The organism is Nesterenkonia sp. PF2B19 (assembly GCF_001758425.2).
Lineage (GTDB): Bacteria > Actinomycetota > Actinomycetes > Actinomycetales > Micrococcaceae > Nesterenkonia > Nesterenkonia aethiopica.
In genome coordinates this window covers 41,725-51,692 of record NZ_MDSS02000023.1, presented here as the reverse complement: position 1 = coordinate 51,692, position 9,968 = coordinate 41,725, and the positions used below count along the sequence as shown (strand labels likewise).

Sequence of the window (9,968 nt, the reverse complement as noted above, 5' to 3'; positions counted from 1 at the left end):
GGAGCCCGCTCCGCCGGCGCCGAGCAGCACGACGCGCCCCGGTGTGTGCGGCCCATCGCGTCCTCGAGGGAGGCGGAGAAGCCGGAGACGTCCGTGTTGTGGCCGACGCGCCGACCCTCGCGCCAGACCACGGTGTTGACGGCGTCGACCCGCCGGGCAGGCCCGGAGAGCTCATCCAGCAGCGGGATCACCGTCTGTTTGACCGGGTGGGTCAGGTTGAGCCCGTCGAAGCCGAAGGCCTCGGCGCTGGAGAGCAGGTGATCCAATGCCGCCGCTGGGTCCTGCGTCTCGGGGAACTCCACGGTCCGATAGATGTGCCGCAGCCCGTGGCGGGCCCCCTCCAGCTCATGCATGCGGGGCGTCAGAGACGGTCCCACACCATGGCCGATCAGGCCGATCAGCACAGCACGGTCCGCAGCACGGTCTTCGGATTCGGTCACAGGCCCAGCACCTCCAGGATGAACAGCACGGCTTCGGGAAAGAGGATCACCAGCACCGTGACGACCACGGCCGGGATCATGAACGGCAGCGCTCCGCGGAACACTTCGCCCACGCGTGTCTCCGAGACGGCCGCCGTCACGAACAGGACCGTGCCGACCGGCGGCGTCAGGAGGCCGATCATCAGAGACAGGATGAGCACCACGCCGAGCACGATGGGGTCGACGCCGTACTGGACGGCGATCGGCAGCAGGACCGGCACGGTCAGCACCAGGACGGCCGTGGCGTCGATGACCGTCCCCAGGACCAGCATCAGCCCGGCGATGAGCAGCAGGAACAGGACGGGGTTCTCCGTGATGCCGAACAGCAGCTCCGTCATGAGCTGGGGGAGACGCTCTCTGGCCAGGATGTGGCCCAGCAGCGCCGCCGAGGCGACGATGAGCATGATGCCGGCGGTGGTCACCACCGTCTCGCGCACTGCGGTCAGGAAGCCCGACCAGGACAGCGACCGTTGGACCAGGGCGATCAGCAGGACGTAGGCCACGGCCACTGAGGCCGCCTCCGTGGGGGTGAACCAGCCGCCGAGGATCCCACCCAGGATGATCACCGGAGTCAGGGCCGGCAGCAGCACCCCTCGGGTCGAAGCCAGCAGCTCCCGGGCGTCGAAGGTCCCCCGGCTGACCCCTGGTTCGCGGCGCACCAGGAGGAAGACGACGACGAGCAGGCCGAGGGCCACGGCGAGGGCCGGGACGACGGCGGCGGCGAACAGCGCGCCGGTGGACGCGGCGGCCAGTCCGGCGAAGATCACCGCGGGGATGCTCGGCGGCATGACGGGAGCGATGAGGGAGGAGGTCGCGGAGATTCCGGTGGCGAACCGGCGGCTGTAGCCGTTGCGCAGCATCGCCGGGATCTGGACCTTGCCGAGGGCGGCCGCGTCGGCGACCGCAGAGCCGCTCATCCAGGAGAAGCCGACGCTGACCCCGACGGTGACATAGCCGAGATTGCCGCGCAGGCGGGCCAGAAGCGCCAGCGCGAACCGGAAGAGCTGGTCCGCGATTCCGGCATGGTTGGCCAGCGCGCCGAGGAAGACGAAGAGTGGGACCGCGAGCAGCGGAAAGCTCTGGGCGGCGTCGGTGACTTGGCGCAGGCTCATGCCGGAGGAGTGTCCGTGGACGAGCATGTAGACGAGCGAGGGTCCCAGAAAGGCGAAGGCGACCGGGACCCGCAGGACGAGCAGGACCGCGATGGCCAGGGCCAGCAGCAGCAGTGTCATCGGGCCACCTCCTCGGCGAGCTCAGACCGGACGGGTCCGTGGAGCGCGATGCGGGCCGCGCCGATGAGGGCGCGGACGGTGCTGCTGATGAGTCCCAGCAGGACCGGCACGTAGACCAGCGCCATGGACAGTCCGAGCACCGGGGAGCGCAGGGCGCCCTGAGTCTGCACGAGGTCCCAGGCCTCCAGTGTGAAGGCCCCTGCTGTGACGGCCACGATGACCAGGGCGAACACCTGGACCGCACGGATCAGTCGTGGCTTGGGCAGGATGTTGACCACCTCCAGGGTGATGTGGCCGCCTCGGCTGATCAGGACTCCGGCCACGGTGAAGGTGAGCCACGCCAGGGCGAACCGAGAGACTTCGCCCGTCCAGGGCAGGCTCTCGCCGGGGAGGTGGCGCTGGGCGGCCTGAATGAGGACGAGCACGAAGATCGTCAGCAGCATCACCGAGCCCGCGGAGATCTCCAGGGCGTCGATCATCCGTCCGGCTCGGCGAAGCGGTCCGCGGGGCGGTGGTGTCATGGGATCCCTCCCAGGGGAGCGGGGAGCATGTGACGGGAGTCACGTGGTGTGCTTACGAACGTACCGGTTATTACATTAGGCGTCAACAGGAGCGGCAGGACCGGAGGGTGGAGGGGTCAGGGCCGCGGGCGCTGGGCGGCCAGGCGCACAGGAGCGTTCGGCGCGCCATAGCCGTCATAGCTGCCGCGGCGCTCCACGAGCTCGAGGAAGACGTCCCCGAGCGTCGGGGTGTAGAAGTGGATGAACTCGCCGTCGTCGTCCCGGTCGTAGAGCAGATCCAGGCCGCGCAGTCGATCGATGAGTTCGCCGTCGAGGGCGAACCGGGCGGCGAGGTCGTCATAGTAGTTGTCCGGCACAGGCAGGAAGTGCAGTCCCCGCGCGCGAGCCCGCTCGGCCACACCGATCACGTCCCGGCAACGGATCGCCACATGGCGCGGCGGGTTCGGGGCCGTCGGCGGGGCCAGGTTCAGCGGCACTCGGAGCGCGCCGTCCGGGGAGCGCATCACCTGGCTGCGCACCAGGCCTCGGGGCCCCGGAACCTCGGAGGAGGCCTGTGCGTCCAGCCCGAGGACGCTGGTGGAGAACAGCACTGCTTCGTCGAAGTCCTGCCAAGGGTAGGACAGATTGATGTGGTCGACGACGGCGATCACGTCGGCGTCAGGATCGTTGCCGCCGACGAACTCCTCCGCCCAGGTCTCTGCGGGTCGGTCGTTCCAGTACACCTGCGTGCCGTCCGGTGACGCCACGGCCTTCAGTTCATGGTCGCCGGCGTAGGTGCGACGGAACGCGGGGGGAGCCCCCAGGGCCTGGGCGCGTCCGGAGGCCTGGGCCGCGTCGTCCACGGACAGCCCTATTCCTGAGAGGTGCGGTGCCTCCTGCCGGTCCTGCTCATCGAGGATCAGGCGCGCTGAGCCGAAGGCCCAGAGTCGGACGGGTTTGCGGTGATGGGTCCCGCGGAAGGTGAACCCCAGCTGCTCGAGCATGTGGTCGACCGCCGAGAGGTCCGCGCCCGCGAGCTCCACGAAGTCGACTCCACGCGGCGGCTGGGGCGGCGGGATGCGGCCCGTCTGGTGCCCCTCGGCGACGGCCACGCGGTCAGTCAGCCATGTCAGGGATCGCCGCGCGTGCGCGGCCGTCCGCTGGGTGTCCGTCTGACGGAACGTGTCGTTGAAGACCTCCAAGGACAGCGGTCCCGTGTAGCCGGCGCGCAGCACATGGCGCAGGAACGTCACCAGATCGAAGGAGCCCTCGCCGGGGAAGAGGCGGTGATGGCGGCTCCAGGAGAGCACATCCATGCTCAGGTCCGGCGCGTCCGCCAGCTGCAGGAAGAAGATCTTCTCGCCATCGATGTCCTCGATGGCGGAGGGGTCGTGCCCGCGGGACAGGATGTGGAAGCTGTCGAGACAGGTTCCCAGATTCGGCCGGTCGGCCATCTGTACGATCCGCCAGGCGTGGCGATAGTCGTTGACGAACCGCCCCCAGGCGAGAGCCTCGTAGGCCAGCCTGATCCCATGTTCGGCGGCGAGGTCCGCCAGCTCGCCGAGCTGGCGAGCTGCCAGGGCGTCGTCGTCCACAGTGGCGGTGCCGGCATTGCTGCACACCAGCATCAGGTCGGTGCCGAGTCGTCCTGCCGTCCTGAACTTCTCGCGGGCCCGCCTCAGCGTGTCGGCGAAGGTCTCGTCGTCGACGCCTTCGGCATCGCGGAACGGTTGAAACATGTCGATCCGGAGCCCCAGGCGCTCGCAGAGGGCGCGGATCTCCTCCGGTGACTCGTGGGCCACCGTGAGGTCGGAGTCCATGATCTCGATGCCGTCGAAGCCCGCTTCAGCGCAGGCGTGGATCTTGTCTGTGAGTCCGCCGGAGAGGCAGACGGATGCGATGGAGGTCACCATGGCAAGTAACGTACCAGGTATTACATTAAAGGGACCAGGGGTGGTGTGCTGCGGATCACAGCACCTCGCCTAGGGAGGAGCTGCCGGGCCCACGCCCGGCCGTGCCTCAGCTGCTGAGCAGCTCCGCCGCCTTCTGGGGGCGTTCGACGGCGATCTGATGTGCGACGCCGTCGACGACGGTGAGTCGTGCTCCCGGGATCGCCTCGGCGGCCGCACGGATCTCCTCCGGCGGAGCCACCGGGTCCAGCTCGCCGGCCACCAGATGGACAGGTGTGGAGATCGCGGGCAGCTCCTTGCGCAGGTCGAAGCCGCTGAGCACTGTGCACAGGGCGGCATAGGAGGAGTCGTCCGCCGCCCGGAGCGAGGCCATGACTGCGTGGACTGCCTCTGGCGCGGAGGCGCGGAACGCGGGGGAGAACCACCGGGGCATGCTGCCCTCCGTCAAGGCTTCCGTGCCGTCGTCGAGCACCTGCTGGGCGCGGTCCCGCCAGGCCTCGGCGGTGCCGAATCGCGGAAGGCCTCCGAACACTGTGGCGGAGTCGACGACGCGCCGTGCTCGACGGCCAGCAGCAGGTCAGTCCGCCGGCCAGCGAGGTGCCGGCCACCCGCAGCGGGCTGTGCTCCAGGCGCGGGTGCGGTGCTGCGCAGGCGCTGCACGGCGTCGACCACGGCCCGGGCCAGCTGAGGCATCGACGGCGTGGCCGGCGCATCCGTCCACGGTGCGGATCGGCCATGCCCTGGAAGATCCAGGCCCACGGCCCAGACGTCCTCGGGAAGGTGTGCGGCCGCCGCCCCCCAGGTGGAGGCGACGTCAGTGCCCAACCCGGGGACGAGCACCAGCAGCAGCCGCGGGTTCTCGGTCTCACGCAGGCTGGTCGCCTCCAGCGCGGGGGCCCCGGCCACGTCTGAGGCAGTCGGATCATCGCTCATGGCACCGAGTATGGTGGCCCCGTTCTCGCCCGGACAAGCCCCGGCGCGTGCGTGATAGCATGGTCGACTGTGCCCAGGCGAGGGAGCGCCGTCGGCCCGTACAGGCCGCCGGTGACTCCGTGATCGACGAGGCGACGGACAGGACGCATCAGCCGCCCGGCCCGGGATGAGGAATCCCGGTGTTCCACCAGGTGTGCGGCGACCTGCCCCGTGAAATCGTCGGTTCCGGCTCCAGGCCCTGGAACTCCACCAGACAACCGACGAAGGACACATCATGGCTGACAAGATCGTCATCCCCGCGACCCTCCGCACCGAGTTCGGCAAGGGTGCCGCCCGCCAGGCCCGCCGCAGCGGCCAGATCCCCGCCGTCGTCTACGGCCACGGTGAGGACCCCATCCACCTGCTGCTGCCCAACCACGAGACCACCCTGGCGGTCCGCAACCCCAACGCGCTGATCACCCTGGACATCGAGGGCAAGAAGCAGCTCGTCCTGCCCAAGGACATCCAGCGCGACGCGATCTACCGCAGCGTGGACCACCTGGACCTGCTGGCCGTCCGCTCGGGTGAGAAGGTCGTCGTCGACGCCCCGGTCGAGGTCATCGGTGAGCCGGCCTCCGGCTTCGAGTACCTGCTCGACCAGCCGACCGTCGCCGTCGAGGCCGAGGCGACCCACCTGCCGGAGTCGATCTCCATCGACATCACCGACCGCGACGAGAACGCCCTGCCGGAGCACCTCCAGCTGCCGGCCGGCGTCACCCTCGCGCTGACCGACCTCGAGTCCCCGGTCGTCACCATCTACGAGCCCACTGCGCAGGACCTGGGCGAGGACGAGGGTGCCGAGGAGGCCGAGGCCGCGGACGAGGCTCCTGCCGAAGAGTCCGGTGAGGGCGAAGACGCCTGATCAGCGCCACACGCGTGAGCTGACGCCCACGACGGCCACGCCTCGATAGACTGCGGGGCATGGCATCTGACACCTGGCTGATAGCGGGGCTCGGGAATCCCGGGCCCCGCTATCGTCATACTCGGCACAACATCGGACACATGGTCCTCGATGAGCTCGTGGACCGCATGGACGCGAAGTACACACGGACCAAGGTCGGAGCGCAGGTCGTGGCCGCCCGTCTGGGTGCAGGCGGGCCCAAGGTGGTCTTCGCCGTCTCCGAGGGGTACATGAACACCTCGGGCAGGCCTGTGCGCGGGCTGATGGACTACTTCGACATCGACCCCGAGCGACTCGTGGTGGTCCACGACGAGGTCGACCTGGACTTCGGGCGCCTCAAGCTCAAACGCGGCGGCTCCGAGGGCGGCCACAACGGGCTGAAGTCCATCACCCAGCACCTGCAGGGGGACCGCGACTACATCCGGGTCAGGGTCGGGGTCTCGCGGCCGCCCGGACGGATGGACACCGCGGACTACGTGCTGCAGAAGTTCTCCGCCGAACAGGCGAAAGACCTGCCGCAGGTGATCGACCGGGCCGCCGACGCCGTCGAGCTGATCATCACCGCCGGTCTCACCGCAGCGCAGAACACCGTCCACCAGAACTGAGGCGCACCCGGCGGACGGCGTTCCGCCCCCTCTCAGAGAGCGCTGCTCAGCCGTTCGCGCTGATCCACTGCGCCACTTCGCGGGACTGCACCGCGACGAACTTCTTCATGTACGGCTCGGCGGCGGCCTTGAGCTTCTTGCCGATCAGCGGGATCGACGTGGAGACCTCGCCGCGCACCGTGGACAGCGTCTCCTCGGGCCCGCGCGCATGCAGCACCTGGGAGGCCTCGGCGCTGACGGGGGCCGAGTGGATCTTCACGTCCATGTCGGAGCGGCGGGAGCCGTCGGCGTCGGGCGTCGACCAGCGTTCGGTCACCGTCACGGTGACCTGCCCCTTCATCACCTTCTTGGCGATGTCCGGCAGTCGGTCCACGGACATCGACTGCTGCGAGGTCACCTGGAAGGCGCCGTCCGTGTCCCCGCTGACCTCGAAGCTCTCCAGCGTGGAGCCGACGGTGTCGGCCAGGTGCTGGTGGAAGTCACGGGAGGCGTAGGCGGTCACGATCTTGTCGACGGAGTGGGAGATGACGGTCTCGGCTTCAAGCGCCACAGGCGGTGCTCCTTCAGAGTGAGGACGTGGGGAAGGCGACGTCGGAGGTGACGTCGCCCGCGGCTCCTCTCATCATAGGCCCGCCGCCGCTGTCAGCTGATCAGCCCACGGCGGATCAGCCGACAGCAGGTTTCGTCGCTGTGACGGGGAGCCGACGGTGATCCTGGGACCATGAGTGATGAGACCCCCGCAGCTCCGCTGTTCGGCGAGTCCGCCCGCCAGGAGATGCTCCACCGCAGAGTCCTGGTCCTCGACGGCGTGCTCGACGACGACAACGGCACGCTGCTGATGACCCAGCTGATGACCTTGGCCGCCGACGACCCGCACACCGAGATCGCCCTGTGGATCCACTCGCCGGGCGGCTCCGTGCCGGCCATGCTGGCTCTGCGGGACCTGATGCGCACCGTGCCCTGCCCGGTGACCACCCTGGCGCTCGGCGTGGCGGCCAGCGCCGGGCAGTTCCTCCTCTCCGCCGGTCAGCCCGGGCGCCGGCATGCCCTGCCGCACGCCAAGATCCTCATGCACCAGGGATCCTCGGGGATCGGGGGCTCCACGGTGGACGTCGAGCTGCAGGCGAAGGATCTGCGCAGCACCCGGGACACCGTGCTGGGGCTCATCGCCGCAGACACCGGCCAGCCGCCGGAGAGAGTGTTCGAGGACTCCCTGCGGGACACCTGGTTCACCGCCGCCGAGGCGGTGGACTACGGCTTCGTCGACGCCGTCGTCGCGGACTTCTCCGCGATCATCCCGCGCGCACGACGCCGCCCGGTGGGGCTCACCTCCCAGGTGGAGCGCAGCGCGCCGGGGGCCGACGGGGAGGGATCATGAGCGCCTACACCATTCCGCATGTGATCAGCCGGGACGGCCGAGGCGAACGGGTCATGGACGTCTACTCCCAGCTGCTCGCCGAGCGCATCATCTACTTGGGCACCGGCATCGACTCCGGGGTCGCCAATGCGATCATCGCGCAGCTGCTGCATCTGGAGTCCGCGGACCCCCAGGTGCCGGTGAACCTGTACATCAACTGCGAGGGCGGCGACCCCTCGGCCACCTTGGCCATCTACGACACGATGCAGTACATCCGCGCGCCGGTGGCCACCACCTGCGTGGGGCAGGCCTTCGCCGCCGGCGCGGTGCTGCTGGCCGGGGGAGAGCCCGGGATGCGGTCCATGCTGCCGCACACCCGGATCGTGCTCCACCAGCCGGCGATCGGTGCCGGCCGCGGCGCCATCCCGGACCTCATCCTGCACGCCGACGAGCTGGTCCGGGTGCGGGGCGAGATCGAGCGGGTCCTGGCTCGTCACACCGGTCGCGGCCCGGACCAGCTGCGCCGGGACACGGACCGCGACCGGGTGTTCGCCGCCGCCGAGGCCCTGGACTACGGGCTCGTGGACGAGGTGCTGAGCACCCGCCCCACGACGGCGGCGAGCCCGGCCGCGGGGTGATCCCTCCATCGAGGCGTCACATTCCCGTCGATCATCCCGAGTCTGACACGTGTCAGCGTGCGGAGATGCACGGGAAAGTGACTCGTGGATCGCGCAGCAGCAGGGCCTGTGTCGATCGCGTCGGCTCCGTGATCAGCAGATGTGCTGAGGGGCGTCCCCCGTGATGCGCCAGGTGATGTTCTCCCCGCAGGGCGACTCGCGGACGGAGGTGCCGTTGACCTCCAGGGTGATGCTCACATCACGCGTGAGGGGGAACTCGCTGCGCGAGGCGATGCGGACCTCCCCGCCGCCGTCGACGGTGCCGGAGGCCAGGGTGACGTTGTAGCAGTTCTCGATCAGCACGGCGTTGCCGCCGGTGCCGCTGAGCTCGACCTCCCCGACGTGCAGCCCGCCGGACTGGGAGACGCAGAAGATGCCGCGTCCGCCGCCGTGGGCGACCACCTTGTCCACGACGACGTTGGTGTCATATCCGCCGTCGGCCGCGCGTCCTGCGGTGTTGGCCATGCGAAAGGTGGCGTAGCCCGTGCCGGTGGCCACATTGTGGCCGTCCACCAGCCCGATGCGTGCGTTGCGCGTGTTGTTCAGCAGCAGCCCCGCGTAGCCGACGTCCCGGGCGATCACCGCCCCGATGTCGAGGCCGTTGACGTTCCACGTCTCCACCCCGTGGTTGTCGGTGCCGGAGACGTGGATGCGGTCCATGACCACGGAGGTGCTGTCTGGGCTCTCGCGGTCGAAGCGGACGCCCAGGCCGCCGGTGAGGTCCAGGGTGATCTGGCCCAGGTGCAGCCCGCGCACCGCGCCGAAGTGGAGTCCGAACCAGGGGCGCCCGGTCATGGTCAGATGCGGGATGGCGACATCCGTCGCGCCGAAGGCTTCGATGGCGCCGCGACCGGTGGCGCTGCCGACGTCCATGGTGCCGCAGACCTCGAAGGAGGTGTGGCTGGGCAGGTCGATGGTGTGGTGGCCGATCCAGCCGCTGGCCATCACCGAGACGCTCTCCTGGGACGTGCGTCCTGGCGTCAGGCTGCCGACCGCCTCCCAGATGGCGACGATGTAGCTCTCACCCTGATAGACCGTCTGTCCGCGATAGCTGGTGGTGAAGCCCTGCTGCTGGCTGCCGGTCACGACGGCGTCTCCGCCGCCGCAGTCCTGCTGCGCCATGGCGGGTGCGCCGCCGGTGAGAGTGGCTGCCAGCAGGGCGAGCACGGCGAGAGCGGCGCCGAATGCTCTCCTCAGGAGCCTGGGTCGACGTCGGACGTCGGGGAAGGCGGGTGGCGTCGAGGGAGCCGTCGGCGGATGGTTCATCGCGGGAAGAGTCGTCATGTCGTCCTCTCGTGGGGATCAGAACTGTCATGCAACGTTGCAATATCAGCC

The 9,968-nt window shown here is 69.5% G+C and carries 11 protein-coding genes and 1 pseudogene; 4 read left to right on the top strand and 8 right to left on the bottom strand.

From position 1 onward, the window contains the following. From BCY76_RS08745 to BCY76_RS17535, 6 genes and pseudogenes are all read right to left on the bottom strand, one after another. Positions 1–440 (bottom strand): annotated as a pseudogene (locus BCY76_RS08745) (hypothetical protein); the annotation flags it as partial. Then, the gene (locus BCY76_RS08740; RefSeq protein WP_070161562.1) at positions 437–1,711 is read right to left on the bottom strand and encodes a TRAP transporter large permease; all 1,275 of its coding nucleotides are present in this window, start codon (positions 1,709–1,711) and stop codon (positions 437–439) included. The gene BCY76_RS08740 and the pseudogene BCY76_RS08745, both read right to left, overlap by 4 nt. After that, a complete protein-coding gene (locus BCY76_RS08735; RefSeq protein ID WP_070161560.1) occupies positions 1,708–2,232 on the bottom strand; it encodes a TRAP transporter small permease in 525 nt (174 codons plus the stop codon). The genes BCY76_RS08740 and BCY76_RS08735 overlap by 4 nt, the downstream gene beginning before the upstream one ends. Positions 2,233–2,348: 116 nt before the next feature. Next, positions 2,349–4,124: a bifunctional sugar phosphate isomerase/epimerase/4-hydroxyphenylpyruvate dioxygenase family protein gene (locus BCY76_RS08730; RefSeq protein ID WP_070161558.1), complete on the bottom strand. Its 1,776-nt coding sequence runs from the start codon at positions 4,122–4,124 to the stop codon at positions 2,349–2,351. Positions 4,125–4,230: 106 nt separating this feature from the next. Beyond that, positions 4,231–4,554, bottom strand: a complete 324-nt coding sequence (locus BCY76_RS08725) for an alpha/beta hydrolase (RefSeq protein ID WP_139827702.1) — start codon at positions 4,552–4,554, stop codon at positions 4,231–4,233. A gap of 11 nt (positions 4,555–4,565) precedes the next feature. Continuing rightward, positions 4,566–5,054, bottom strand: a complete 489-nt coding sequence (locus BCY76_RS17535; RefSeq protein WP_139827701.1) for a hypothetical protein — start codon at positions 5,052–5,054, stop codon at positions 4,566–4,568. 274 nt (positions 5,055–5,328) lie between these two features. On the opposite strand from BCY76_RS17535, the gene BCY76_RS08720 reads away from it, so the two are divergent. After that, the gene (locus BCY76_RS08720; protein WP_070161552.1) at positions 5,329–5,955 is read left to right on the top strand and encodes a 50S ribosomal protein L25/general stress protein Ctc; all 627 of its coding nucleotides are present in this window, start codon (positions 5,329–5,331) and stop codon (positions 5,953–5,955) included. A 59-nt stretch (positions 5,956–6,014) separates the two neighbouring features. Then, positions 6,015–6,599 (top strand): aminoacyl-tRNA hydrolase, encoded by a 585-nt coding sequence (gene pth, locus BCY76_RS08715; protein ID WP_070161549.1) that lies wholly within the window; start codon positions 6,015–6,017, stop codon positions 6,597–6,599. Between the two features lie 46 nt (positions 6,600–6,645). Here the strand turns inward: pth and BCY76_RS08710 are convergent, their stop codons facing one another. After that, complete coding sequence (locus tag BCY76_RS08710; RefSeq protein ID WP_070161547.1) at positions 6,646–7,149, bottom strand: DUF2505 domain-containing protein; 504 nt, start codon at positions 7,147–7,149, stop codon at positions 6,646–6,648. A 171-nt stretch (positions 7,150–7,320) separates the two neighbouring features. Between BCY76_RS08710 and BCY76_RS08705 the strand changes: the two genes are divergently transcribed. Together BCY76_RS08705 and BCY76_RS08700 are read left to right on the top strand one after the other, a co-directional pair. Then, complete coding sequence (locus BCY76_RS08705) at positions 7,321–7,977, top strand: ClpP family protease (protein ID WP_070161545.1); 657 nt, start codon at positions 7,321–7,323, stop codon at positions 7,975–7,977. Beyond that, positions 7,974–8,594, top strand: a complete 621-nt coding sequence (locus BCY76_RS08700; protein ID WP_070161543.1) for a ClpP family protease — start codon at positions 7,974–7,976, stop codon at positions 8,592–8,594. The genes BCY76_RS08705 and BCY76_RS08700 overlap by 4 nt, the downstream gene beginning before the upstream one ends. A gap of 132 nt (positions 8,595–8,726) precedes the next feature. Here the strand turns inward: BCY76_RS08700 and BCY76_RS08695 are convergent, their stop codons facing one another. Beyond that, entirely contained in the window at positions 8,727–9,917 is a 1,191-nt protein-coding gene (locus BCY76_RS08695; RefSeq protein ID WP_201791102.1) for a hypothetical protein, read from the bottom strand. Positions 9,918–9,968: the final 51 nt, after the last annotated feature.

Excerpts from the sequence above, each read along its gene's own strand:
- BCY76_RS08740 (WP_070161562.1), bottom strand. The coding sequence starts at position 1,711 with ATGACACTGCTGCTGCTGGCCCTGGCCATCGCGGTCCTGCTCGTCCTG.
- BCY76_RS08735 (WP_070161560.1), bottom strand. The coding sequence starts at position 2,232 with ATGACACCACCGCCCCGCGGACCGCTTCGCCGAGCCGGACGGATGATC.
- BCY76_RS08730 (WP_070161558.1), bottom strand. The coding sequence starts at position 4,124 with ATGGTGACCTCCATCGCATCCGTCTGCCTCTCCGGCGGACTCACAGAC.
- BCY76_RS08725 (WP_139827702.1), bottom strand. The coding sequence starts at position 4,554 with ATGCCCCGGTGGTTCTCCCCCGCGTTCCGCGCCTCCGCGCCAGAGGCA.
- BCY76_RS17535 (WP_139827701.1), bottom strand. The coding sequence starts at position 5,054 with ATGAGCGATGATCCGACTGCCTCAGACGTGGCCGGGGCCCCCGCGCTG.
- BCY76_RS08720 (WP_070161552.1), top strand. The coding sequence starts at position 5,329 with ATGGCTGACAAGATCGTCATCCCCGCGACCCTCCGCACCGAGTTCGGC.
- pth (WP_070161549.1), top strand. The coding sequence starts at position 6,015 with ATGGCATCTGACACCTGGCTGATAGCGGGGCTCGGGAATCCCGGGCCC.
- BCY76_RS08705 (WP_070161545.1), top strand. The coding sequence starts at position 7,321 with ATGAGTGATGAGACCCCCGCAGCTCCGCTGTTCGGCGAGTCCGCCCGC.
- BCY76_RS08700 (WP_070161543.1), top strand. The coding sequence starts at position 7,974 with ATGAGCGCCTACACCATTCCGCATGTGATCAGCCGGGACGGCCGAGGC.
- BCY76_RS08695 (WP_201791102.1), bottom strand. The coding sequence starts at position 9,917 with ATGACGACTCTTCCCGCGATGAACCATCCGCCGACGGCTCCCTCGACG.